Genomic DNA, 23,279 nt, shown 5'->3' on the forward strand with positions numbered 1-23,279 from the left:
TTTTTAAAAAAAAAAAAACAAAAAACTTATTTTGCCCCAATATATCTCACCCCAACCACCGCGTTTTTTTTTTTTTTTATTGTTTTTTTTTTTAAAACTCGGGGGGGGGCCGCGGGGGGGGCCCCCCCCCGCCGGGTAGATCAGTAGCAGTAGGTGTGCCGGTAGCCCTGGTAGCAAGTGGGGGTGTACTCACGCCGGTCGGGCACATCGGAGTTCGGGATCGAGGCGCCCAGGACCCCACCGATCGCCGCGCCGCCGAGGATGCCGACGATCAGGCCGACCGGGACGGTGATGGGCAGCAGCAGGCCCATGGTGGCGGCGCCGATCGCGATGCCGACGATCAGGCCCGCGATGCCGCCCAGTGCGCTGCCGATCGAGGCGCCGGTCTCCGTGCTGCGCGACTTGGGCGAGGTGGTGCGCCAGGTGCCGATCGGATCGGCGGTGAGTACCTTGCCGTTCTCACTGACCTGCGGCTGCAAGGCAACCTCCCCACCATCGAATTCGACGGTCAGCGGCAGGCCGGCGATCTGCTTGCCGGCACCGTCGACCACGGCGATCGAATCGGCCGTCCGCACGAAGGTGCCACCGTCGAGCTTCGCGATCAGCGACGTGACGCCACCGTGCTGCGTCTGCGAAACCTCATACGCCACACCCTGATCCACGTTCTTGTACGTAGGCGCGGATGCCGGATCCGCGTAACTCGTTCCCCCGGCAACACCGAGCATGGCCACGGTGAGCAGCGCAGCAGCGGTGAAGGACTTGTACTTCATGTGATGAACCCCCGTTATCTGACGGACGCCTGATTGCGTCACGTTTGAGAACGCTAGCAATGGGTACCGACAAGTCCCGCAACATGTCTCGGCAACCGTGCAACCGACTCGCCCAGCCGGTGCAGCACCGCCTCGGCGGCCAGTCGGAGGTTCTGATCGGCGTCATACGCTTCCTTGCCGCCGATGATGAGGTGCGCTGCCATGTCGCTGAACAGACCTAGCTGCGGTGTTCGCTGATGTCGGGGCGACTGCGCGGATGTGTCGGTCAGAGGGGACGCGAGCGTCTGTCCATGGCAGGGCGCAGTTCCTCGAAAGCTGGGGCGAAACGCTTGCGCTCACTGGTCGAGATGCCGTTCACTGCGGCGACATCGACCCAATTTGCAGTTGCCGCCAGAACCTCACCGAGAATGTCGGCGGCGTCGTCGGGGGGCAAGTCGAAGGCGTCCGCAGCGGCCATCAGTGCCTCGACTTCGTCGTCGCGCCCCGTGACTCCGGCAATAGATGTAGTTCGGTGCTCTGCGATCTCAGGGTTCGGGTTCACGTCGAAAAGCGGGGCAAGGCGCCACCCGCCCGCGTTGCGGATGAAGCCATGATTGCGGAGGTGGTCGTCGGTGTTGTGGATGGCGACGCTGAAGGCGATACGGCGCCACAGGTCGCGTAGGTCCAGCTTCGCCTGTGCGCTGTGTTCAGGAATTGTCTCGGCGAGGTCGAGATAGTCGTGGCCCTGCCCGTCGCGTGCTTGCAGCATGGTCATGGCGCTGATGTAGCCGAGTCGCTGTCCGTGTACCCGATCGAAACGGTCGAGGATGAGCACTCCTCGACCGTCGATCCGGCGCAGAGTGCGAGCGGGGGTCGTGATGCCCGCGGCCTCGGCGAGGTCGAGAACGGTTTTCTCCCAGGCCATGACATCCCAGGAATCGGCGTGATGTGGAAACTTGGCGATACACAACCGGTCCTCGTCACGAACCGACGCTTTCGGGCGGGCACCACCCAAAGTCGCTGTTCCGGCGGCGAGCAGAATTTTTAGGTCGCTGAAGTCGGCATCATCTCGAGCGATGTGGTCCGAAGCCCTGAGTAGCGAGGGCAATTCGATCAATTTCGGGACAGTGGCGTCAGGATTCAGGAACTCGTCGGTATTCGGCTCGGCGAAGCGGAGTGCCCCTTGGCGGGTGAGGTCGCTGACACCCACCAAGAAGTCGACGGGTGTGAGCGCGCGGGGCATCGACTTGTTCGCCTGATCCAGTATCTGGAGGCGTCGCTTGACAAGGTTCTGCCCCCACCGGTCAGGTGCACAGTCAGCGAACGCACCGGGCAGACCGGACACGTGGTGCTGTCCTTGATACAGAGGCAGCGCGGGGTCGAGTTCGTAGGCTCCCGGCATCCGAAGGTAGTCGGAGCTGTATTGGAACGAGGTGGCGAGGCTGCCTCGGTGGGTGAAGTAGGCGGTGCCTGCCTGGATGGTCCGGCCGTTGATATCGACGGAGACGATCAGCTCGTCTGGCATCAGCGCACTCGCTTCGGGAGCTGCTGGTCTGCGCGAGCGCGGCCTAGATCGGTCTCGTACGGGTCGATGGCGGTGACGACGTTGTCGAGTTGTCCCAGTGCGCGCAGCACGTTGAGATAGGTATCCATCGAGACCCCCAGTTCGCCCTGTTCGAGGCGCCGGTAGGTGGATCTGGCGACGCCTGCCCGTTCGGAGACCTGCTCGGCGGTGAGGCCGAGAAGTTTTCGCCACGTGACCAGGTGTTCGCCGATGTCGCGTGCCGCTCGGGTGACCCGCGCGGGGGTTCGTCGCTTCACTGGCAGCTCCTGATAATGGCGCGTATATAAATCATTATAGGCTCCTATGGAGCAGATACGCTCCATTGAAGCGAGGCTATTTGATGAGGTAGGGGGAGACCGAGCTGCGGTGTTCGCTGATATCCAGGGCTTTGCCCAGTGGTGGGAAGGCTCGTTGGGGGCAGTGGGAGCGGACGCAGACTCGGCAGCCTGCGCCGATGGGGGTGGCGGTGGCTTCGCCGAGGTCTATGCCGTCGGCGTAGATGACGCGGGCGGCGTGGCGCAGTTCGCAGCCGAGGCCGATGGCGAAGGTTTTGCCGGGTTGGCCGTAGCGGGTGGCGCGGCGTTCTACGGTGCGGGCTACCCAGAGGTATTTGCGGCCGTCGGGCATCTGGGCGATCTGGGTCATGATCTTGCCGGGGTAGGCGAAGGTCTCGTAGACGTTCCACAGAGGGCAGGTGCCGCCGCTGGCGGAGAAGTGGAAACCGGTGGCGGACTGGCGTTTCGACATGTTTCCGGCGCGGTCCACGCGGACGAAGGAGAAGGGGACGCCGCGCAGGGTGGGGCGTTGCAGGGTGGACAGGCGGTGGCAGATGGTCTCGAAACTCTGCGAGAAGAAGGCTGACAGGCGTTCGATGTCGTAGCGGAAGTTCTCGGCGACTTCGTGAAAGTGTGTGTAGGGCAACACCATTGCGGCGGCGAAGTAGTTGGCAAGGCCGAGCATGGCGAGCTTGCGTGACGACTCGGACGCGAAATTGCCTTCGTCGACCAGCTTTTCGAGCAGAGTGTCGCATTCGAGGTAGGCGAGTTCGGCGGCGAGTTTGAAGGTGCGTTGGCCGCCGGACAGGTGCGGGGAGATCTCGAGCTGTTTGGTGTCGGGGTCGAAGTTGTGCAGCACCCCTTCGCCCAGGTCGATCCGCTCGCTGATCCGGACACCGTGCGAACGCAGCAGTCGCACGATCTCGGTGCTCACCTCGCCGCCGTGGAAGCGGATGCGGGCGGTGAGTTCCTCTGCGGCGGTGTCCAATTCGTGAATGTAGTTCTGCCGCTGATAGAAGTAGTCGCGCACTTCCTCGTGCGGTTTGCTGATCGCGGCACTACCGGAACCGTCGGCGAACCGGTCCTCGGTGGCGGCGGCCAGCTGGGCGCTGGTGTTGCGGTATCGGTTGTGCATGACCACCAGCGCGCGCGCCATCGACGGATGCGCGGAGACCATGTCGGCGATCTGCTGGGTGTCGGCCTCGATGCCCAGCTCGGCGTCCATCACGACTTCGGACAGCTCGGCGATCAGGCGCGTGTCGTCCTGGGCGGAGAAGAAGGTGGGGTCGACGCCGAAGACTTCGTTGATGCGGGTGAGCACCGGCACGGTCAGCGGTCGCACGTCGTGTTCGATCTGGTTGAGGTAACTGGCGGAGATCTCCAGTTTCTGCGCCAGCGCCACCTGGCTCAGCCCACGTTCGGTGCGCAGCTGACGCAGGCGCGCCCCGACATAGGTTTTGGCCATATGTCCAGTTTAGGGGCGGTTTCGCAACCTTGCCAAGCAATGCTTAACACCACGGACTTGTCACACCCCCGCGTTAGGGTCGACAGGTGCTGTTCAGCGATGTCGTGCACGCCTCCGAGGCCGTGCGAGCCACCCGGTCGCGCAAGGCGAAAACCGCCGCGCTGGCCGAACTTTTCGCGGCTACGGGACCGGCGGAGATCGGGACGGTGGTGGCGTGGCTGTCCGGTGAGTTGGTGCAGGGCCGGATCGGCGCGGGCTGGCGCACGGTAACCGGGCTGGATACCCCGCCCAGCAGCGTCGCGAGCCTGACGGTCGGCGAGGTGGACGACATCTTCTCCCAGTTCATCGGGCTGAGCGGCAAGGGCTCGATCCTGAAACGTCGCGAACTGCTGACTGCTCTGTTCACCGCCGCCACGCAGGACGAACAGCACTTCCTGATCCGCCTGCTCACCGGCGAACTGCGCCAGGGCGCGCTCACCGCGATCGTCGTGGACGCCCTCGCGCAATCCACCGGCATCCCCGTCGACGTGGTCCGCCGCGCCCACATGCTCTCGGGCCAACTCCCCGCCACCGCGATCGCCGCACTCGCGGGCGGCGAACAAGCACTAGAAGCCTTCCGCCTCGAAATAGGCCGCCCGATCGCCCCCATGCTCGCTTCACCCGGCGGCTCACTCGACCAGGCACTGGCCGAACTGGGCCCGCAGGTCAGCGTCGAACACAAACTCGACGGCGCACGCATTCAGGTGCACCGCGACGGCGACCAGGTCTGGGTGTTCACCCGAACCCTGCGCGACATCACCGAAGGCGTCCCCGAACTCGTCGAGCTGGTCAAAAGCCTCGACTGCGAAAGCGTTGTTCTCGACGGCGAAACCCTGGCGCTCACCGACGCGGGCCGCCCCCGCCCGTTCCAGGAAACGATGAGCCGCTTCGCCACCATCGGCGACCCGCGCCAGTTACACCCCTACTTCTTCGACTGCCTGCACCTGAACGGCACCGACCTCATCGACGAACCACTGCGCGTGCGCCGCGCCGCCTTGGCGCAGGTAGCAGGCGAACACAGCATCCCCGCCCTGCTCACTCCGACACCGGAGGAAGCCGCTGACGCCTACGACGACGCCCTCGCGGTGGGCAACGAAGGCATCATGGTCAAGTCCCTTGACGCCCCCTACGCCGCCGGTCGACGCGGCAAGGCCTGGCAGAAGATCAAACCCGCACACACCCTCGACCTGCTGGTGATCGGCGCGGAATGGGGTTCGGGCCGCCGCACCGGCTTCCTGTCGAACCTGCACCTGGCAGCCCTCGACCCGGACACCGGCGAACCGGTGATGGTCGGCAAAACGTTCAAAGGCCTCACCGACGAACTACTGCGCTGGCAGACCGAACAGTTTCCGCTCCACGAAACCCACCGTGACAACCACACCGTGTACATGCGCCCCGACCTCGTCGTCGAGATCGCGCTCGACGGGATCCAGACCAGCACCCGATATCCCGGCGGTGTCGCGCTGCGCTTCGCCAGAGTGGTCCGATATCGCCCCGACAAGGAGCCGGCGCAGGCCGACACGATCGAGGCCGTGCGCGCGTTGGGCTGAGGTCGCACCGGGTTCGGCGACTTTCCCGCAACAGTGCGCCGATCCGACGCGGGTATACGACACACTGTTCGGGTGAGCGCCGAACTAGTGGTCCTGTTGATCGTCATCGTCACCGCTCTGGTCTTCGACTTCACCAACGGCTTCCACGACACGGCCAACGCCATGGCGACCTCGATCGCCACCGGTGCGTTGAAGCCGAAGACGGCGGTGGCCATCTCGGGTGCGTTGAACCTGGTCGGCGCGTTTCTGTCGGTCGCGGTGGCGGCCACGGTCGCCAAGGGCATCGTGCGACTGGACGAAGTGCACGGGCAGGACCTGCTGGTGATCGTGTTCGCCGGACTCGTCGGCGGCATCCTGTGGAACCTGTTCACCTGGCTGCTGGGTCTGCCGTCGAGCTCCTCGCACGCGCTGTTCGGCGGCTTGATCGGGGCGACGATCGCCGCGCTGGGCTGGAGCGGGGTGATCTGGGTGGCGGGCACCGACGGGGTGCTGGTCAAGATCGTGCTGCCCGCCGTGCTGGCGCCGGTGGTGGCCGCGCTGGTCGCCGCGATCGGCACCTTCCTGGTCTATCGGATCACCCGCGGGGTCAGCCGGGACAAGACCGACGAGGGCTTCCGCTGGGGTCAGATCGGGTCGGCTTCGCTGGTCTCGCTCGCGCACGGCACCAACGACGCGCAGAAGACCATGGGCGTGATCTTCCTGGCATTGGTGGCCTACGGCTCGATCGAATCCACCGATCACATGCCGCTGTGGGTGATGGCCAGCTGTGCGTTCGCGATCGCCCTTGGCACCTATCTGGGCGGGTGGCGGATCATCCGCACCCTCGGCAAGGGGCTGGTCGAGATCGAGTCGCCGCAGGGGTTGGCCGCGGAATCGACCTCGGCGGCGATCATCCTGACCTCGGCGCACTTCGGGCTGCCGCTGTCGACCACGCAGACCGCGACCGGCGCGATTCTCGGCACGGGCCTCGGCAAGGGCGCGGAGGTGCGGTGGCCGGTGATGGGTCGCATGGCGGTGGCCTGGATGTTGACCCTGCCCGCGGCAGGCATCGTCGGCGCGATCTGCTGGGCGGTGGCGCATCTGATCGGCGGGCTACCCGGTGTGCTCGTGGTGTTCGCGGTGCTGATCTTCGGCGCGCTGGCCATCTGGTTGCGGTCCCGGCGCGACATCGTGGGCCATCACAATGTGAACGAGGAATGGGAATCGGTCGAACCGGAGCACACCGATGATCAGAACAAGACGGGTTAGGAGGCGGACCGGATGCACACACTGTGGCTGAATCTGCGCGAACTGTGGGACGTACTGATTGCCGCGCTGATCCTGGGCGCGGGCGTGCCGATGGTGTTCGCCTTCGCGGTGCGCTGGTGGGCGCACGCCGAGACCGTCGACGCGCAGGGGCAGGTGAAGCGCAATTACGTGGCATACAGCGGCGCGGTGCTGTGCATGATCTTGATCATCGCCGTGGTGGTGTCCGGAATCCTGTTCACCGCAAAGGCTTTCATCGCCCATCAGTTCGGAATCCACCTGTTCGGCCAAAAGTGAGCGAGGACCGATGACCGACCCCACACCCCCGGTACGCCCCACCCTGCTCACCCGGGTGCTGGGCTGGTTGCGCGCGGGATATCCGCAGGGCATTCCGCAATCGGACTACGTCGCGTTGTTCGCGGTGTTGCACCGACACCTCACCGATTACGAGGTGGTGGTGATCGGCGAGCGATTGGCCGAGGCCAGCCGTGAAGGCGAAAAGATCAGCGAGGCAGACATTTCCGCCGCCATCGCCGATTTCGCCAAGCAACAACCCGCGGCCGCGGACGTGTCACGGGTGGCTTCGCATCTGGCCGCCGGTGGTTGGCCGCTGGCCGAACCGCTGGACGATACCGAGCCCACCGCCGAACAGAATTGAACCGCAACCTTTTTCGACAATGGCGAATCGCCTGGCTGTGCGGGAAATGCGCGCTAGCATGCATCCGTGGTTCGGCGTGTGGATGTAACCGATAGTGGTCGTAGTTACGGTGGATTGTCGCGCCAGCAGCGAGTAGCGCTACGCCGCAACAGATTGACCGACGCGGCCCTGGAACTATTCGGCACCCAGGGATATTCGTCGACCTCGATCGAACGACTGTGTGCCACCGCGAATGTGTCCACGCGCAGTTTCTACGAAGACATCGGTAGCCGTGAGGCATTACTGATCGCACTGGTGGACCGATTGAACGCCGCGGCACTGCGACGCCTGGACGAAGCATTGGAACGCACCAGCGAACAACCACTGGTGGTGCGCGTGGTGGAAAGTTTCCGTGCGTTTCTCGCGGTGACCTGTCGGGATCGCCGCGCCGCCCGCGTTTTCTATGTCGAAGTCGTCGGTGTGAGCCCGGTGGTGGAGGAGTGGCGACGCGCGCAACGGCGGTCCATTTCCACGCTGCTGACTCGCGAAGCCCAACGTGCGGCGGAACGCGGCGAAGCGGAATCGCGCAGCCTGCACCTGTTCGGGCTGGCGGTGATCGGCGCGGTGAATTCGCTGGCGCAGGAAATGGTGCACGCCACGGTGCCCGGTGACGCGATCTCGGTCGACGAGATCTGCGACGAGATCGCCTACTTCATTCGGTCCGGACTCACCGTGCGCACCGCGATCGTCCCCACATAGAAAACGGGAGGCATCCAGTTCGGATGCCTCCCGTTTCAGGGGAAAATCAGATGCCCATGCCGGCGGCCAGCAGCGGCCACGACTCGTGCAGTGCCTGCTCCCAGTAGGGCCAGTAGTGCGTGCCCATCGGGGTGAACTGGTAGGTCGCGGGGATGCCCAGCGAGTCCAGCTTGGCCTTCAGGTTCTGGCTGCACGCGTTGGTGGCGGCCTCGATGCCGATGCCGAGACCCAGGTTGATCACGCCCATCGGGCCGGGCGAACCGTTGAGGTAGTACGCGGCGTCGGCGTTGGTGGGCATGCCGCTACCGCTGGAGATGTAGAGGTTGGTGCCACGCAGCTTCTCGGCGTTGATGACCGGGTCGTTCTCGACCCACGCCGGATCGTTGTCCGGGCCGTACATGTTCACGGTCTTGCCACCGGCCCAGGTCTCCACGGAGAACTTCACGGCCTGCTTGCCCAGCGGGTCGGCGATCTGCGCGCAGCCACTGTAGGCGGCCACGGACTTGAACAGACCCGGCTTGGCCTCGGCCAGCTGCAGCACCGAGGTGCCGGAGGTGGACAGGCCGGCCAGCGAGTTCAGGCCGGTGGAGTTCAGGGCGCCGTCCAGCAGCGACGGGAGCTCCTGCGTGAAGAAGGTGCTCCACTTGTTCAGGCCCAGCTTGGGGTCGGCCTGCTTCCAGTCGGCGTAGTAGCTGCCGCGGCCGCCGATCGGCTGGATCACGTTGACCTGCTTGTCGGCGAGGAATTCCAGCGCCTGGGTCTGCGCGGCCCAGCTCGCGGAGCCTTCGCCGCCGTCGAGACCGTTGAGCATGTAGAAGTTGGGGGCGGGCTTGGACTCGTCCACGGGACGCTGCACGTCGATGGTGATGTCCTGCTTCATCGCCGCCGAGTACACCTTCAGGTGCCACACGCGTCCGTCTTTGACGATGGACGACACGGCCGAGGCCTTCTCAGGTGCGGCGGACGCGGCGCCACCGGCGACAACGGCCACCGACAACGCGGCGGTCAGAGCCATGGCGGTGGTACGCAGCCCGGCCACGGTACGTAGTGCAGAAAGCTTCATCGAAAAGTCGGTCCCAGTCCACGGCCCTGTCGGGCACGTCATCGCAGTGCTTCCCCGGTCGTCGAGCAGCATATGTGCTCGACCCCCAATGGGCTGTCAGATCCTCCGATAGTCTATGTCCTCTCACGAGACAGAATCGTTACTGATTCAACTTTCTACGGTGACCTCGAGCACGCTGGAAGTTTGCTGGCGTGTCGGTTAACGGCAGCGCAATACAAGCCGCGATCAGGAAATGCCCCCGCAACCGGCCGCTCTTATGGTGACGAGCATGGGTAAGGAAATCCCCGGTAGCGTGACCACCGGGATCGAGATCAGCGGTTTGAGCAAGACGTTCAAGGTCGGCCGCACCACCGTCAACGCACTCGACTCGGTCGACCTGCATACTTCGCACGGCGCATTCCTGTCACTGCTGGGCCCCTCGGGCTGCGGTAAATCCACGGTGCTGCGGATTCTGGCCGGCCTCGACGATCCCACCGCGGGCACCGCGCGGATCAACGGCATGACCCCCGAACAATTGCGCGGCGGCCATCAGTTGGGAATCGCGTTCCAGGATTCGGCACTGCTGCCGTGGCGCAGCGTGGAATCCAATATCGCGCTGCCGTTGCAGGTGGCGGGGCTGCCCGCCGAACCCGAGCGGATCGCGGAACTGATCGCGCTGGTGGGGTTGGAAGGGTTCGAGAAGGCCAAGCCCGCGCAGTTGTCCGGCGGTATGCGGCAACGGGTTTCGATCGCGCGGGCGCTGGTGGTGCAGCCGTCGGTGCTGCTGCTGGACGAGCCCTTCGGTGCTCTCGACGACATGACCAGGCAGCGGCTGAATCTGGAACTGCTGCGGATCTGGACCGAGAAGCCCGCCACGACGCTGATGGTCACGCACGGCATCGGCGAAGCCGTGTTCCTGTCCGATGTGGTCGCGGTGATGAGTCCGCGACCGGGGCGGGTGCTGGAACTGGTCGAGATCGACCTGCCGCGGCCGCGCACGCCCGAGATGATGCGGACGCCGGAATTCCACAAGCTCTGCGATTACCTTTCTGAACTGCTGTTCGGGCGGGGTGGGGTGGCATGAGTACGGCTATCGCCGGGCGCATCGGCATGGGCCGGGCTGCGGGGGCGCTGGGCATCGTGGCGTTGATCGCGCTGTGGTGGGGTATGGCTGCCGCCGGAGTTGCGGGTGGGACGATTCCCACACCGTGGGTCGTGCTGTCCACCATGTGGTCGGACGGGTGGGGGCTGTACGGACCGAACTTCCAGGTCACCGCCATGGGCGCGCTGCAGGGCTTCCTGTGGGGGAACGTGCTGGCGATCGGGATCGCGGCGCTGATCATGCTGGTGCCGCGCATCGAACCGCTGGCCACCCAGCTGGCGATCCTGAGCTACTGCACGCCGCTGGTGGCGCTGGGCCCGATCATTCTGGTGGTTTTCGGCGGGCGCACCCCGACGGTGTTCCTGGCCGCGATGTACTGCTTCTTCACCACGATGGTCGGTGCGGTGAGCGGGTTGCGTTCGGCCGATCCGGCGAGTCTGGATCTGGTGCGCGCCTACGGCGGTGGGCGTTGGCAGCAGCTGTACCGGGTGCAAGCCATTGCGGCACTGCCGAATACGTTCGCGGCGTTGAAGATCGCCGCGCCGTCGGCGGTGCTCGGCGCGATCATCGGTGAGTATCTCGGCGGTGTCGACAGCGGTATCGGGGTCGCTTTGACTGCCGCGCAAACCGCGTACAACGTGCCGCGCACCTGGGGCATGGCGCTGGCCGCCGCGGCCCTGGCGGGGTTGGGTTACCTGCTGGTGGCGGGTGTCGCACGACTGGTCACGCCGTGGACGGCGACCGCGGAAGAGGGACGATGACAACCACAGTTCTGCGCCGGATCGGCCGTTTCCTGCTGCCGCTGGCGACTTCGCTGATCCTGCTCCTCGTCATTTGGACGCTGTTTCTTCGCATGTTCCCGCAGATCGGACCGCGGGTGGGCAAGACGCCATCGGACGTGTGGACCTACCTGGTGACCTCCGCCGGTGCGCCCAACGCGCGGCAGGCGATCTTCGACGACCTGGCGATCACCCTCGGTGACGCGGCATCGGGTTTCCTGGTCGGCATGTTCGGCGCACTCGGTGTCGCGGCGATGTTCGTGCTGTATTCCGCTGTGCAACAGACGTTTATGCCGGTGGCGATGCTGCTGCGCTCGGTGCCGCTGGTGGCACTGAGTCCGATTGTCGTGCTGGTCTTCGGACGTGGCACCGCGGGCGTGACCGTGCTGACGGCGATCGTGGTGTTCTTCCCCGCCCTGGTGATGATCATGACCGGACTGCGCGAAGCACCAAGGCAGGCAATGGAACTGGTGACCGCCTATGGCGGGTCACGATGGACCAGGCTGCGCATGGTCGCGATCCCCGCCGCGCTGCCGTCGGTGTTCGCCGCGGCCAGGGTCTCGGTTCCGGGTGCGCTGATCGGCGCGCTGCTGGGTGAATGGCTCGGCAGTGGAACAGGATTGGGCGCGAGCCTGGTGCGCGCCATTCCGATGTTCCAGTACAACCGGCTGTGGGCATCGATCGTGGTCGTCACGGTGGTGTCGGTGCTGCTGTACGCGATCGTGGGCGTGATCGAGAACCTGGTGCTCGCCCGATTCGGGCCGAAAGCGGGATCGTAATACCACGATCCGTTCTCGGCGCGCCTCCGCCGATGGACTGACTGGAGGGTGCGACGAAGGAGTGCCCGGAGGGAGGGAAGAGGTGGAGTTCAGCGCCGAGAACCGCGGCACCAGCCGCAATATCGCGGCAAAGAGAACGAAACTTTGCGAATCTACATTCGCGCTATGAACAATATCGACCGTCGTTCCTTTCTCCGCTATTCCGCACTGACCGGCGCCGCACTCGGCGGCGCCGGATTGCTCGCCGCCTGCGGCGGTGGTTCGGGTACCTCCTCGAACGGTTCGACCGACGACGGCTCGAAATACGGCAAGGTCGCTATCCAGTTGTCCTGGATCAAGAACATCGAATTCGCGGGTGAGTATTTCGCGGATTCGAAGGGCTATTTCAAGGATGCGGGATTCGGTGCGGTAGACCTCGTCGCGGGTGGTGCGGCCTCGACCTCGGTGGAAGCCGGCCTGGACACCGGCAAGATCTGGCTGGGCTATTCCGCCCCGCAGACCACCGCCCCCGCCGTGCTCGAGGGCCTGCCCGCCAAGATCGTCGGCGCGACCTTCCAGAAGAACCCGTTCTCCATCGTCAGCTCCGCGGGCAAGCCGATCCGCACGCCCGCGGACATGAAGGGCCGCAAGATCGGCGTGCAGGACACCAACCAGTTGATCTTCAGCGCGCTGCTGGCCGCCAACGGCATCAACCCCGGCGACGTGACCGTGGTGCCCGCGCAGTTCGATCCGACTCCGCTGGCCAACGGCGAGGTCGACGGCTGGGTCAGCTACGTGACCAACGAGCCGATCACCCTGGCCGCCAAGGGCTTCGCCAACACGAACTTCCTGTTCGCCGACTACGGCCTGCCGCTGGTGGCCGAGACGCTGACCGTCAGCCAGAACACCATCGACAACGAGCGCGACAAGCTCAAGGCATTCCTGATCGCGGAGATCAAGGGCTGGAAGGACGCTGTCGCCAGCCCGGCGGAGTCCGCGCGCCTGGCCGTGGAGGTCTACGGCAAGGACCTGAAACTGGATGTGGCCGAGCAGACCCTGGAGGCCACCGCGCAGAACGACCTGGTCGTGTCCGCGGGGACCAAGTCCGACGGTCTGCTGTCGATGTCCGACGCGCTGATCGAGCAGAACATCGCCGCGCTGCGCACCGCCAAGATCGACATCAAGGCCGAGCAGCTGTTCGACCTGTCGATCCTGCGTGAGGTCTACGCCGAGAACCCGGGCCTGAAGTAGGAACACAGAAGCCGGCGTCGCGAACTTCGCGACGCCGGCTTCGGCAATTCACATCGCCTAAATCGCCATACCTACCGCGGCAGGAGAGCCGTAGTCGCGGTGGGCCGCAAGGCGCAGGCCCGCGCGCGAGGCGAGGAAATCGGCGGTGATGAACACCGCGGTCTCGGCCGGTGTGCGCGGACCCGATTCCAGGCCGGCGGGCACGTGGATGCGCGACAGGGTCGCTTCGTCGAAACCACCCGCACGCAGGTCGTCCAGGCGACGTGCCTGGTCGGCGGGAGTGCCAAGCGCCGCAAGGTAACCCAGCTCGGGCTGGCGCAATGCCACGGTGAGCAGCGGGATCTCGAAGCGCGGCTCGTTGGCCAGCACCACGATCGCGGTGGTGCTGTCGATCTCGCCGGCGGCGGCGAGGGTGTTGAGGTAGCGGTGCGGCCAGTCCACGACCACTTCGGCGCCGGGGAACGAGTTCGGATCGGCGAATTCGGGGCGCGAATCGCAGATGCTGACCCGGTAGCCGATCATCCGCGCCTGCGCCACCAGGGTGGCCGCGTAGGCGTTGGCGCCGAAGATGATCAGGCGCGGCGGCGGGCAGTACGAGGCGACGAACAGGTCCGATTCGGGCAGCGCGACAAGCTCGGTGGCGTGCTTGCGATCGGTGACCAGATGCTGGCCGATGACGTCGGGGTCCTGATTCCACACCACGGTGAACACGGTGACCCGGCGATGGGCCTGAATGTCGGCGGCGATGGTGGGGAATTCGGGGAAATCGCGGCAGGAGAACGGCTCGACGAAAATGTCGACCAGCGTGCCGTCGTCGGCGCTGGATTCCAGGCCGGTGAGCATGCTGTAGCGACGCAGTTGCCGGATGCCGGTGCGGCCCGCTTCCAGCGCCGCCTCGTAGACGGTCTCTTCCAGTCGACCCGAGGCGATGGATCCGAAGACACCACCATTGGGGGTCACCAGCATCGACGAGCCGATGGGCAGGGAATTGGTACCGATGGTGCGGACCACGGTGGCCAGGCCGCCCGTGCGGCCCGAATGCCACACTCTCAGAAGGTCATCAACGATATCGCGCATATCTCAAATCTCCGATCATCGTGCGCCGACCTCTGGGAAATCGCGATCGTTCCCTGCCGCCAAGTCGTCGCACGTGACGCACACCATATCCTGTCGACCGGACAAATAGGAACTGGCCCCCATATCGCCTGCGCATAACTCCGAAATGGCTTCCCAGTGCTTGTTCTCGATCACAACGGGATGCCCAGGTGTGTCGGAGAACACAGCACGTGCGAGTCCGCTCTGGCTCGAACGGGCCGCGGCGAGCACGCGGGCGACGACATCGGGTCCGATATCGGGGATATCGACGGGCAGGAACGCCACGTAGCGCGAGTTCGCCGCGTGCAGTGCGGCGCGCACCGTCGCGGACAGTCCGGTCGCCCAGTCCGCGACCCACAACCACTCGGTGTCGGCGGGTAGGGCGACCGCGGTCGGATCGGGTCCGGTCGCGCCGAGCAACACGATCACCCGATCGCAACCGCCGTCGCGCAGGGCGGTGATCGCCGAGCGCAACCAGGTGCCGTTCTCGGCGAGTGCCTTGGGTTTGCCGTAGCGCGTTCCGGCACCGGCCGCGAGGACGAAGCCCGTGCACGAGGAGTGCGCGGCGGGGTCGGCTGAGGGCATGTGAGCGAAGGTAATGACGTTATGTTGCGGGTCGATTACGGCAGGGCGGCTCGGCGACGACGACACGCCGACGTGATGGATTGCACATCGGTGGCGACAGGGCGGGGATCGCGCGATGCTGGACCGATGACAAGCGAAGGGATCGGCCTGGCGGGCTTCAACAAACTGCCCGCCGACGCTGCCGAACAGGCGTTGCTTGCCTGTTGCTCCGCGCCACGCTGGGCACGGGCGATCGCGGCCGCGCGCCCGTATGCGAGCACGGAATCGCTGTTGGAGGCGGCCGATGCGGCGTTGGAGGCTCTGGACGATGCCGACATCGACCAGGCGCTGGCCGGGCATCCGCGCATCGGCGACCGGCCGACCTCGGCGGCCTCGGCGCGCGAGCAGGCGGGCGTCTCCGGCGATGACGTGCGGGCCGGGCTAGCGCAGGGCAACCTGGACTACGAGGCGAAGTTCGGGCACATCTACCTGGTCTGTGCGGCCGGGCGCAGCGGCGAGGAGCTGCTCGCGGTATTGCGCGCGCGCCTGGACAACGACCCTTCGACCGAAAGGCACGTCATGCGAACCGAATTGGCGAAGATCAACGCGTTGCGACTGGCGCAGGTGGTGGCATGACCAGCCTGAGTACGCACGTGCTCGACGCCGTGAGCGGGGTGCCCGCCGCGGGGGTGGCTGTGTGGCTGACTCGGGGCGACGACCGGCTCACCGAGGCGCTCACCGACGCCGACGGCCGCGTGAAAGAACTTGCCGCGGGCCTGAATCCGGGCGACTACCGTTTGTTCTTCGACACCGGCAGCTACTTCGCCGCACAGGGAACCGAGACCTTCTACCCGGAGGTCTGTGTCACTTTCACGGTGGGTGAGCAGGCGCATCTGCATGTGCCACTGCTGCTTTCGCCGTTCGCCTATTCCACCTACCGAGGGAGCTGACCATGGCACTGAGTGGTCCGATCGTGCTGACCGATAACCGCTACGGCAAGGCCGAGAATCGGGTGGTGCGCTTCTACAAGGAGAACGCGCGTCACGAGATCCGCGACGTGAACGTGTCGACCGCCCTGCGCGGCGATTTCGAGGCGGCCTACACCGACGGTGACCAGCGTCACGTGCTGCCCACCGACACCCAGAAACACACGGCGTTCGTGTATGCGAAGAAGCCGGGCCTGGACACCATCGAGGAGTACGCGATGGCGCTTGCGAAGCACTTCGTCGACACGGTCGACCCGGTGTCCAGCGCGCGGATCGACGTGGATTCCTATGGGTGGCAGCGAGTCTCGATCGACGGCAGCGAGCACGACCACACCTGGGTGCGGCAGGGGCCCGAGGTGCGCACCGCCGCGGTGACCGTGTCGGGCAAGGGCGACCAGCAGCAGACCTGGGTGATCGGCGGGATCAAGGACCTGGTGCTGCTGAAGTCGACCGGGTCGGAGTTCGCGGACTTCCTCACCGACGAGTACACGACTTTGGCGCCCACCAACGATCGCGTGCTGGCCAGTGCGCTGGTGGTGCAGTGGCGGTTCGCCGAGATCGACGGCGTGGACTGGGATCAGGTGTACGCGGGGATCCGCGCCACGCTGCTGGAACTGTTCGCGACCACCTATTCCAAGGCGCTGCAGCAGACGCTGTACGCGATGGGAACGGCTGTGCTGGAACGTTTTCCGATGCTGGCCGAGATCCGCCTTTCGGCGCCGAACAAGCACCACTTCGACTACGACCTGGCGCAGTTCGAGATCGAGAACGCCGGTGAGGTGTTCTGGGCCGCCGACCGTCCCTACGGTTCGATCCACGCCACGTTGGAGCGTGCGGACGCACCCGATGCGGGGATCGCGTGGCAGCCGTGAGTGCGCCCGATCTGCTGATCCACGGGTGCGCGGTGGTGACCGTCGACGCGGCGGGCACCGAGTACCGCGACGGCTGGGTCACGGTGCGGGGCAACAGGATCGACGCGGTCGGCGAAGGTGTGCCGCCGGAGTTCGGGCCGGAGGTGGCGCGGATCGACGGGCGCGGGTGTGTGCTCACGCCCGGTCTGGTCAACACCCACCACCACCTGTACCAGTGGATCACCCGCGGGCTGGCCGCGGACAACACCCTGTTCGAATGGCTGACCACGCTGTACCCGGTGTGGGCGCGCATCGACGAGAAGTCGGTGCGCACGGCGGCCACCGGCGCGCTGGTGTCGCTGGCGCGCAGTGGGTGCACGACGTCGTCGGATCACCATTACCTGTTCCCGCGTGGGGGCGGTGATCTGCTCGCGGCGGAGATCGGGGCGGCGGCCGACGTCGGGCTGCGGTTCCATCCGGCACGCGGGTCGATGGACCTGGGGCAGAGCAAGGGTGGGTTGCCGCCGGACAATGTGGTCGAGTCCATCGACGACATTCTCGCGGCCAGTGCTGCGGCGATTACGGACTGGCACGACCCGTCGTTCGATTCGATGGTGCGGATCGCGCTGGCGCCCTGCTCGCCGTTCTCGGTGACTGCCGATCTCATGCGCGAGTCCGCTGCATTGGCGCGTTCGTCGGGGGTGCGGTTGCATACGCATCTCGCGGAAACGCTGGATGAGCAGGAGTTCTGTCAGGACAAGTTCGGCTGCACGCCTGCTGAGTACATGGAGCAGCTGGGGTGGATGGGCGACGACGTCTGGTACGCGCACGCCGTGCATCTCGACGATCCGGCGATCGCGGCGATGGCGCGGACCGGGACCGGGATCGCGCACTGCCCGACGTCGAACGGGCGGTTGGGGGCGGGGATCGCGCGCACGGCTGACCTGGTGGCGGCGGGGGTTCCGGTCGGGCTCGGCGTCGACGGTGCGGCCAGTAACGAGTCGAGTTCGATGATCGAGGAACCGCGCAATGCGCTGCTGTACGCGCGGGCGGTCGGTGGGCCGCGGGCGATGACGGTGCGGACCGCGTTGGAGTTGGCGACCATGGGTGGAGCTCGGGTGCTCGGGCGGGCCGAGGAGATCGGGTCGATCGAGCCGGGCAAGTTGGCGGATCTTGCACTGTGGCGCCTCGACACCGCCGCGCATGCCGGTATCGAGGATCCGGTGGTGGCGTTGGTTCTCGGGTCGGCGCCGCCGTTGGCCGCGCTGTTGGTGAACGGGCGCGAGGTTGTTCGCGACGATGTGGTGTTGACCGTGGACGAAGCGGCGGTCGGCGCCGATGTGGCTCAGGCGCAGGCGACGCTGTTGGCCGGTGCGTGAGCGCGATCTTTCTGGGTGGGTGCTGATGGTGTCGGCGCGTGCGCGCGTCCGCGACGCCGTCGACGTGCGGCGTGCTGAACTGCGGTTTTGTTCGGATCGGCGCACACTGGAGGGCGTACACCGGGTTAACCGCGGCGCAATCTGGCGCGGGTTTCGTGCAACATCGTGGCAACTCCCGGCCCCTACTGTGGCCGGAGAGGGTAGCGAGGTGAACGTGGATCTGGATACTGTTTCCGAGGTGGTTCTCGCCCGCGAACGCGCCGATTTGGCGCAGGTCGGGGCGGGTAGTGCGGTGCTGGCGGGCGGCACCTTCTTGTTCTCCGAACCGCACGATCATCTCGACCGGTTGGTCGACATCACCACGCTGGGATGGGCGCCGCTGACGGCGACCGCGCAGGGGTTGGAGATCGCGGCGACGTGCACGCTGGCGGAGTTCGCCGGTGCGCGGGTTGGGCGAGAACTCGGGTCGGCTGTGTTGCGGAAGGAATGGCCGGGGACCGCTTTGTTCGCGCAGGCTTGTCGGGCGCTGTTGGCTTCGCACAAGATCTGGCGGACGGCCACTGTTGGTGGGAATGTGTGTCTGTCTTTGCCAGCCGGGGCGGTGCTGGGTGCGCTGGTGGCTTTGGATGCGACCGCGGTGGTGTGGCCGCGTGGTGGTGGTGAGCGGCGAATTGTGCTGCGTGACTTCGTGACTGGGCCTGGGGATAACGTGCTGGCCGCAGGTGCTGTCGTTCGTTCCTTTGTGGTGCCGATGGCGAGTCTGGTGGCGCAGACCAGTTTTCGGAAGATCGCGCTTGCTCCGCTCGGTCGGTCCGGGGCTGTGGTGATGGGTAGGCGCGAGGCTGACGGCCGGTGTGCGATCACGATCACCGCATCTACCGTGCGGCCGATTGTGCTCGACTTCGACTTTCCCCCTTCCGATTCCGACCTGAACGATGCGCTGGCCGACATCGATGCCGACGTGTGGTTCGACGACCCGCACGGTGCGCCGGACTGGCGTGAGCATGTGACCGGGCTGCTGGCTGCCGAAGTGGCTGCCGAGTTACGGGGGGCGCGGTTATGAGGCTGGATATCGACGGCGTCTCGGCCGAAGTCGACGCCCGCCCCGGCCAGTGCCTGCGCACAGTCCTGCGGGAACACGGCGAGCTGGCGGTCAAAAAGGGTTGTGACTCAGGGGATTGCGGTGCTTGCTCGGTGTTGCTCGATGGCGAGCCGGTTCATTCCTGCTTGATTCCGGCGCACCGTGCCGCCGACCGTTCGGTGACTACGGCGGCTGGATTGGGCGACGGCGACGGACCCAATTCTGTGCAGCGGCGCTTTGTGGAGAACGCTGGATTTCAGTGTGGGTTCTGCACGGCGGGCATGGTGGTGACGGCGTCCGGGTTGGCTGCGGGTAGGGCCGACACTGCTGTGGATAACCTGTCGGCGCAGGACGTCACCGGTGCCGAGCGGGCCGAGTTGATGAAGGGGAACCTGTGCCGGTGCACGGGGTACCGGTCGATTGCCGATTCGCTCGCCGCGCCCTGTGCATCGCTGTGCACAACTGGTGAAACCGACTCGGCTGCGCACGGAGGAACCTCGTGCGGTGAAACGCCGGCCGTGGAGTCACGGGTCGGTGGGGTGATGCGGCGCAAGTATGGGGCCGGGCAGATCGGGGACGGGGTTCGGGCTCCTGCGGGGTCGCGGATCGTGCGGGGTGGGGAAGCGTTCACCATGGATGTGGTGCCGGGGGCGGGGGAGCAGATGCCGCCGACGGCGCCGTGGCATCTGGCGGTGCTGACCAGTCCGCATCCGCACGCACGGATCGTTTCCATTGATGTGGCTGCGGCGCAGGCTGTTCCGGGCGTGCGTGCGGTGTTGACGCAGGGGGATGCGCCGAAGACGGCGTTTTCCACGGCCCGACACGAACTGCGGCAGGACGATCCCGACGACACGTTCGTGCTCGATACCACCGTGCGGTTCGTGGGTCAGCGAGTGGCCGCGGTCGTGGGGGAGACCCTCGATGCCGCGCGGGCTGGGGTGCGGGCTTTGTCCGTCGAATATGAGCTTTTGCCAGTGGTATTCGAGCCTGAGGCCGCGCTCGCTGAGGGTGCGCCGAAGCTGCACGGCGACAAGCCGGAGTCGGCACGTATCGCCGATCCCGAACGCAACTTGATCGCCGAGATCCACGGCGGTATCGGTGATTTCGACGCCGGTCTCGAACAGGCGGCGAAAGTGGTGAGTGGCGTGTGGAATTCGCCGCGCGTGCAGCACGTGCACCTCGAGACCCACGGCGGCATCGGCTGGTTCGATGACGCAGGCAGGCTCGTCATCCGCTCGAGCACCCAGGTCCCGTTCCTCGTGCGCGACGAACTGTGCCACGTCTTCGGCCTCGACCGAGACCGCGTGCGAGTCTTCGCCACTCGTCTCGGCGGCGGCTTCGGCGCCAAGCAGGAAATGCTGGCCGAAGACCTCATCGCACTGGCCGTTCTACGCACCGGCCACCCGGTGCAATACGAGTTCACCCGCACCGACGAATTCACCTCGGCCACCTGCCGTCACCCGATGCGCGTAGCCGTCACCGCGGCCGCCGACGCGTCCGGTATCCTCACCGCCCTCTCGGTCGACGTCCTCGCCGACGCGGGCGCCTACGGCAACCACAGCGCGGGCGTGCTGTTCCATTCCGTCGGCGAATCCGTGGCCGTCTACCGCTGCCCGAACAAACGCGTCGACGCACAAGCGGTGTACACCAACAACATTCCCTCCGGCGCCTTCCGCGGCTACGGCCTCGGCCAGGTGAGCTTCGGCGTCGAATCCGCCATCGACGAACTCGCCCGCGAACTCGACATCGACCCCTTCGAATTCCGTCGCCGCAACGTGGTGATCCCCGGTGACCAGTTCACCGGCGCCGAAATCGACGAATCAGACCTGACTTTCGGCAGCTACGGTCTCGACCAGTGCCTCGATACCGCCCAGCACGCCCTGCGGCGAGGAAACGGAGCCGAGGCACCGAGCGCGGAATGGCAAGTGGGCGAAGGGATGGCGGTCGCGATGATCGCCACCGTCCCGCCGAACGGACACCACGCCGATGCGACCGCACGACTTCTGCCGGACGGCCGCTACGAAATGAGCGTCGGGACAGCCGAATTCGGCAACGGCACCACCACCGTGCACGCCCAACTCGCGGCAACGGCGCTGGCCACCGCCGCCGAACGGATCATCATTCGCCAGTCCGATACCGACCTGGTCGGCCACGACACCGGCGCGTTCGGCTCCACCGGCACGATGGTCGCGGGCAAAGCCTCCTACGCGGCGGCGCTGGAACTGCACGCGATGCTGCTGGCCAGGGCCGCGAAGGTCAGCGGTCATCCCGAACGCGACTGTCTGCTCGAAGCCGGCGGCGTGCGCTGCGGCGCGGAGCTGATCACCGCCACCCAACTGCTGGCCGACGGCGAACTCCTCGCCCACGGCACCCATGCGGGCACCCCACGCTCGGTCAGCTTCAACGTCCACGCGTTCCGGGTCGCGGTGCAGCCGTCGACCGGCGTGGTGAAGATTCTGCAGTCGATCCAGGTCGCCGACGCGGGTACCGTGCTGAACCCGGTCCAGCTGCGCGGGCAGGTCGAAGGCGGCGTCGCGCAGGCCCTCGGAACTGCCCTCTACGAGGACATGCGGTCCGAGAACGGCATCGTGACCACCAAGACACTGCGGCACTATCACATCCCGCAGTTCGCGGATTTGCCCCGCACCGAGGTCTATTTTGCCGAAACCAGTGACGAACTGGGCCCGCTGGGTGCCAAATCGATGAGTGAGTCCCCCTACAACCCGGTGGCACCGGCCCTGGCGAACGCGATCCGCGACGCCGTCGGCGCCCGCCCGAACCGATTACCGATGACCGCCGACCGTGTGTGGCGGACCATCCAGGAAGGAACCGCCGGGTGAATACCCGTATCCCCGAACACATTCGGGCTCGGATCGATTCCGTGCTCGACTCCGTCGACGCCGAACTGCGCGTGCGCTATCCCGGAGCGGGTGACCGGGTGCAGCCCGTGCACACCGCGTACGTGCCCGCCGACCGCGCCAGCGCTGACACCCCCGCCGAATGGGGCGCCACGGCCCTCGACCTGCTGCATCGACACGCCGACTTCCTCGTCGGTCTCGACGCGACCGGTGCCCTGCCCGCCGTCCGCCGCCGTCTCACCGATTCGCCGGTGCAGGACATGCGCATCGACTTCGAAGACGGTTACGGATTCCGGGCCGATGACGTAGAGGACGCGGCGGCAACCGCTGCGGGCGAAGCTTTGGCTGCGTGGGCCGGAAAGCCCGGTGCGCCTGAGTCATTCGGAGTTCGCACCAAGGGGCTGGCGGCGAACGAGCGGCGGCGCGCACTGCGCACATTGGAGTTGGTTCTCGACGGGGCGGGTGGCGTTCTGCCCGGGTTCGTGTTCACGGTGCCGAAGATCCGTGCGGCCGAACAGGTTTCAGCACTCGTCGATCTGTGCACTGGTCTCGAGCGCGCTCACGGCCTGCCTGATCGCTCGCTGCGTTTCGAACTGCAGATCGAGAGCCCGCAGGCGATCATCGCCCCCGACGGCACCGCCCCTATCGCCAAGATGATCCACCTTGCCGAGGGCCGTTGCAGTGCATTGCATTTCGGCACCTACGACTACACCGCCGCCTGCGGCATCGCCGCCACCGACCAAACCCTCGACCACCCGGCCGCCGACTTCGCCAAGTCCGTCATGCAGGTCGCGGCCGCGCAAACCGGCGTCTGGATCTGCGACGGGTCCACTCAGATCACCCCCGACGTCGACCCCGAAGGCGCCTTCCGCAACCACCACCGCCTGGTCGAACGCGCCCTGCGTCGCGGCTACTACCAGGGCTGGGACATGCACCCCGGCCACCTGGTCACCCGCTGGCTGGCCACCTACGATTTCTTCCGCACCGCCACCGACGTGGCCGTGCCGCGCCTGCAGGCCTACCTCGATCGCCGCTCCGGCGGCGTTGTCGACGAGCCCGCCACCGCGGAAGCGCTGGCCACCACGGTCCTGCGCGGACTGCGCTGCGGGGCGACCACCGACGACGAATTGGTCGCGCGCGCACCGGAACTCACCGTTCCCGTGCTCGAGGCGCTGGTCGCTCGGCGCACCCCACCGCAGGCGCCGTGATGTGGTCGAACAGGTCCGGCTTCGGCCGATGTCGCACCATGG

At 66.2% G+C, this 23,279-nt stretch carries 24 protein-coding genes; 16 read left to right on the forward strand and 8 right to left on the reverse strand.

What is annotated here, in order from left to right; all coding sequences use genetic code 11:
• Nucleotides 1–140 precede the first annotated feature (140 nt).
• The 5 genes from ACFWU5_RS08130 to ramB all read right to left on the reverse strand — a co-directional run bounded on the left by ACFWU5_RS08130 (nt 141) and on the right by ramB (nt 4,053).
• A complete protein-coding gene (locus tag ACFWU5_RS08130; RefSeq protein ID WP_379266570.1) occupies nt 141–770 on the reverse strand; it encodes a hypothetical protein in 630 nt (209 codons plus the stop codon).
• Nucleotides 771–823: 53 nt separating this feature from the next.
• Complete coding sequence (locus ACFWU5_RS08135; RefSeq protein WP_379266571.1) at nt 824–973, reverse strand: hypothetical protein; 150 nt, start codon at nt 971–973, stop codon at nt 824–826.
• Between the two features lie 62 nt (nt 974–1,035).
• Complete coding sequence (locus tag ACFWU5_RS08140) at nt 1,036–2,274, reverse strand: type II toxin-antitoxin system HipA family toxin (RefSeq protein ID WP_379266572.1); 1,239 nt, start codon at nt 2,272–2,274, stop codon at nt 1,036–1,038.
• Nucleotides 2,274–2,570, reverse strand: a complete 297-nt coding sequence (locus ACFWU5_RS08145) for a helix-turn-helix domain-containing protein (protein ID WP_379243587.1) — start codon at nt 2,568–2,570, stop codon at nt 2,274–2,276. Before ACFWU5_RS08145 ends, ACFWU5_RS08140 begins: the two co-directional genes overlap by 1 nt.
• A gap of 76 nt (nt 2,571–2,646) precedes the next feature.
• Nucleotides 2,647–4,053 carry an acetate metabolism transcriptional regulator RamB gene (ramB, locus tag ACFWU5_RS08150; protein ID WP_379266573.1) on the reverse strand — a complete coding sequence of 469 codons (1,407 nt, stop codon included), beginning with the start codon at nt 4,051–4,053 and terminating at the stop codon, nt 2,647–2,649.
• An 86-nt stretch (nt 4,054–4,139) separates the two neighbouring features.
• Here ramB and ACFWU5_RS08155 point away from each other — a divergent pair, with 86 nt between their 5' ends.
• The 5 genes from ACFWU5_RS08155 to ACFWU5_RS08175 all read left to right on the forward strand — a co-directional run bounded on the left by ACFWU5_RS08155 (nt 4,140) and on the right by ACFWU5_RS08175 (nt 8,283).
• The gene (locus ACFWU5_RS08155) at nt 4,140–5,642 is read left to right on the forward strand and encodes an ATP-dependent DNA ligase (RefSeq protein ID WP_379266574.1); all 1,503 of its coding nucleotides are present in this window, start codon (nt 4,140–4,142) and stop codon (nt 5,640–5,642) included.
• Nucleotides 5,643–5,714: 72 nt separating this feature from the next.
• Nucleotides 5,715–6,890 carry an anion permease gene (locus tag ACFWU5_RS08160; RefSeq protein ID WP_379243581.1) on the forward strand — a complete coding sequence of 392 codons (1,176 nt, stop codon included), beginning with the start codon at nt 5,715–5,717 and terminating at the stop codon, nt 6,888–6,890.
• Nucleotides 6,891–6,902: 12 nt separating this feature from the next.
• Nucleotides 6,903–7,184: a hypothetical protein gene (locus ACFWU5_RS08165; protein ID WP_379266575.1), complete on the forward strand. Its 282-nt coding sequence runs from the start codon at nt 6,903–6,905 to the stop codon at nt 7,182–7,184.
• Between the two features lie 10 nt (nt 7,185–7,194).
• Nucleotides 7,195–7,545 (forward strand): DUF3349 domain-containing protein, encoded by a 351-nt coding sequence (locus tag ACFWU5_RS08170; protein WP_379243577.1) that lies wholly within the window; start codon nt 7,195–7,197, stop codon nt 7,543–7,545.
• A 78-nt stretch (nt 7,546–7,623) separates the two neighbouring features.
• The gene (locus ACFWU5_RS08175; RefSeq protein ID WP_379243575.1) at nt 7,624–8,283 is read left to right on the forward strand and encodes a TetR/AcrR family transcriptional regulator; all 660 of its coding nucleotides are present in this window, start codon (nt 7,624–7,626) and stop codon (nt 8,281–8,283) included.
• A gap of 46 nt (nt 8,284–8,329) precedes the next feature.
• On the opposite strand, the gene ACFWU5_RS08180 is transcribed toward ACFWU5_RS08175, so the two are convergent.
• On the reverse strand, nt 8,330–9,346 hold the full coding sequence (locus ACFWU5_RS08180) for an alpha/beta hydrolase (protein WP_379243573.1): 1,017 nt from the start codon (nt 9,344–9,346) through the stop codon (nt 8,330–8,332).
• Between the two features lie 268 nt (nt 9,347–9,614).
• On the opposite strand from ACFWU5_RS08180, the gene ACFWU5_RS08185 reads away from it, so the two are divergent.
• From ACFWU5_RS08185 to ACFWU5_RS08200, 4 genes are all read left to right on the forward strand, one after another.
• Nucleotides 9,615–10,409, forward strand: a complete 795-nt coding sequence (locus tag ACFWU5_RS08185) for an ABC transporter ATP-binding protein (RefSeq protein WP_379266576.1) — start codon at nt 9,615–9,617, stop codon at nt 10,407–10,409.
• Nucleotides 10,406–11,188, forward strand: coding sequence for an ABC transporter permease (locus tag ACFWU5_RS08190; protein WP_379266577.1), 783 nt, complete (start codon nt 10,406–10,408; stop codon nt 11,186–11,188). The genes ACFWU5_RS08185 and ACFWU5_RS08190 overlap by 4 nt, the downstream gene beginning before the upstream one ends.
• A complete protein-coding gene (locus tag ACFWU5_RS08195; protein WP_379266578.1) occupies nt 11,185–11,985 on the forward strand; it encodes an ABC transporter permease in 801 nt (266 codons plus the stop codon). The genes ACFWU5_RS08190 and ACFWU5_RS08195 overlap by 4 nt, the downstream gene beginning before the upstream one ends.
• 165 nt (nt 11,986–12,150) lie before the next feature.
• Nucleotides 12,151–13,215, forward strand: a complete 1,065-nt coding sequence (locus ACFWU5_RS08200) for an ABC transporter substrate-binding protein (RefSeq protein WP_379243565.1) — start codon at nt 12,151–12,153, stop codon at nt 13,213–13,215.
• Nucleotides 13,216–13,272: 57 nt separating this feature from the next.
• On the opposite strand, the gene ACFWU5_RS08205 is transcribed toward ACFWU5_RS08200, so the two are convergent.
• Together ACFWU5_RS08205 and ACFWU5_RS08210 are read right to left on the reverse strand one after the other, a co-directional pair.
• Nucleotides 13,273–14,292 carry an XdhC family protein gene (locus ACFWU5_RS08205; RefSeq protein ID WP_379243563.1) on the reverse strand — a complete coding sequence of 340 codons (1,020 nt, stop codon included), beginning with the start codon at nt 14,290–14,292 and terminating at the stop codon, nt 13,273–13,275.
• A 15-nt stretch (nt 14,293–14,307) separates the two neighbouring features.
• Entirely contained in the window at nt 14,308–14,895 is a 588-nt protein-coding gene (locus ACFWU5_RS08210) for an NTP transferase domain-containing protein (protein WP_379266579.1), read from the reverse strand.
• A 126-nt stretch (nt 14,896–15,021) separates the two neighbouring features.
• On the opposite strand from ACFWU5_RS08210, the gene uraD reads away from it, so the two are divergent.
• The 7 genes from uraD to ACFWU5_RS08245 all read left to right on the forward strand — a co-directional run bounded on the left by uraD (nt 15,022) and on the right by ACFWU5_RS08245 (nt 23,237).
• Entirely contained in the window at nt 15,022–15,510 is a 489-nt protein-coding gene (gene uraD / locus ACFWU5_RS08215) for a 2-oxo-4-hydroxy-4-carboxy-5-ureidoimidazoline decarboxylase (protein ID WP_379266580.1), read from the forward strand.
• Complete coding sequence (gene uraH, locus ACFWU5_RS08220) at nt 15,507–15,824, forward strand: hydroxyisourate hydrolase (RefSeq protein WP_379266581.1); 318 nt, start codon at nt 15,507–15,509, stop codon at nt 15,822–15,824. The genes uraD and uraH overlap by 4 nt, the downstream gene beginning before the upstream one ends.
• Nucleotides 15,825–15,826: 2 nt before the next feature.
• Nucleotides 15,827–16,732, forward strand: a complete 906-nt coding sequence (gene pucL, locus ACFWU5_RS08225; protein WP_379266582.1) for a factor-independent urate hydroxylase — start codon at nt 15,827–15,829, stop codon at nt 16,730–16,732.
• Entirely contained in the window at nt 16,720–18,090 is a 1,371-nt protein-coding gene (locus ACFWU5_RS08230) for an 8-oxoguanine deaminase (RefSeq protein ID WP_379266583.1), read from the forward strand. Before pucL ends, ACFWU5_RS08230 begins: the two co-directional genes overlap by 13 nt.
• A gap of 214 nt (nt 18,091–18,304) precedes the next feature.
• Nucleotides 18,305–19,153 (forward strand): FAD binding domain-containing protein, encoded by an 849-nt coding sequence (locus ACFWU5_RS08235; protein ID WP_379266701.1) that lies wholly within the window; start codon nt 18,305–18,307, stop codon nt 19,151–19,153.
• Nucleotides 19,150–22,011 (forward strand): molybdopterin-dependent oxidoreductase, encoded by a 2,862-nt coding sequence (locus ACFWU5_RS08240; protein ID WP_379266584.1) that lies wholly within the window; start codon nt 19,150–19,152, stop codon nt 22,009–22,011. The genes ACFWU5_RS08235 and ACFWU5_RS08240 overlap by 4 nt, the downstream gene beginning before the upstream one ends.
• The gene (locus tag ACFWU5_RS08245) at nt 22,008–23,237 is read left to right on the forward strand and encodes a DUF6986 family protein (protein ID WP_379243549.1); all 1,230 of its coding nucleotides are present in this window, start codon (nt 22,008–22,010) and stop codon (nt 23,235–23,237) included. The genes ACFWU5_RS08240 and ACFWU5_RS08245 overlap by 4 nt, the downstream gene beginning before the upstream one ends.
• Nucleotides 23,238–23,279: the final 42 nt, after the last annotated feature.

Source organism: Nocardia sp. NPDC058640 (genome assembly GCF_042716995.1).
Taxonomy (GTDB): domain Bacteria; phylum Actinomycetota; class Actinomycetes; order Mycobacteriales; family Mycobacteriaceae; genus Nocardia.

Coding starts and splice junctions, on each gene's coding strand:
- ACFWU5_RS08130 (WP_379266570.1), bottom strand. CDS start 770: ATGAAGTACAAGTCCTTCACCGCTGCTGCGCTGCTCACCGTGGCCATG.
- ACFWU5_RS08135 (WP_379266571.1), bottom strand. CDS start 973: ATGGCAGCGCACCTCATCATCGGCGGCAAGGAAGCGTATGACGCCGAT.
- ACFWU5_RS08140 (WP_379266572.1), bottom strand. CDS start 2,274: ATGCCAGACGAGCTGATCGTCTCCGTCGATATCAACGGCCGGACCATC.
- ramB (WP_379266573.1), bottom strand. CDS start 4,053: ATGGCCAAAACCTATGTCGGGGCGCGCCTGCGTCAGCTGCGCACCGAA.
- ACFWU5_RS08165 (WP_379266575.1), top strand. CDS start 6,903: ATGCACACACTGTGGCTGAATCTGCGCGAACTGTGGGACGTACTGATT.
- ACFWU5_RS08170 (WP_379243577.1), top strand. CDS start 7,195: ATGACCGACCCCACACCCCCGGTACGCCCCACCCTGCTCACCCGGGTG.
- ACFWU5_RS08180 (WP_379243573.1), bottom strand. CDS start 9,346: ATGAAGCTTTCTGCACTACGTACCGTGGCCGGGCTGCGTACCACCGCC.
- ACFWU5_RS08185 (WP_379266576.1), top strand. CDS start 9,615: ATGGGTAAGGAAATCCCCGGTAGCGTGACCACCGGGATCGAGATCAGC.
- ACFWU5_RS08190 (WP_379266577.1), top strand. CDS start 10,406: ATGAGTACGGCTATCGCCGGGCGCATCGGCATGGGCCGGGCTGCGGGG.
- ACFWU5_RS08195 (WP_379266578.1), top strand. CDS start 11,185: ATGACAACCACAGTTCTGCGCCGGATCGGCCGTTTCCTGCTGCCGCTG.
- ACFWU5_RS08200 (WP_379243565.1), top strand. CDS start 12,151: ATGAACAATATCGACCGTCGTTCCTTTCTCCGCTATTCCGCACTGACC.
- ACFWU5_RS08205 (WP_379243563.1), bottom strand. CDS start 14,292: ATGCGCGATATCGTTGATGACCTTCTGAGAGTGTGGCATTCGGGCCGC.
- ACFWU5_RS08210 (WP_379266579.1), bottom strand. CDS start 14,895: ATGCCCTCAGCCGACCCCGCCGCGCACTCCTCGTGCACGGGCTTCGTC.
- uraD (WP_379266580.1), top strand. CDS start 15,022: ATGACAAGCGAAGGGATCGGCCTGGCGGGCTTCAACAAACTGCCCGCC.
- uraH (WP_379266581.1), top strand. CDS start 15,507: ATGACCAGCCTGAGTACGCACGTGCTCGACGCCGTGAGCGGGGTGCCC.
- pucL (WP_379266582.1), top strand. CDS start 15,827: ATGGCACTGAGTGGTCCGATCGTGCTGACCGATAACCGCTACGGCAAG.
- ACFWU5_RS08240 (WP_379266584.1), top strand. CDS start 19,150: ATGAGGCTGGATATCGACGGCGTCTCGGCCGAAGTCGACGCCCGCCCC.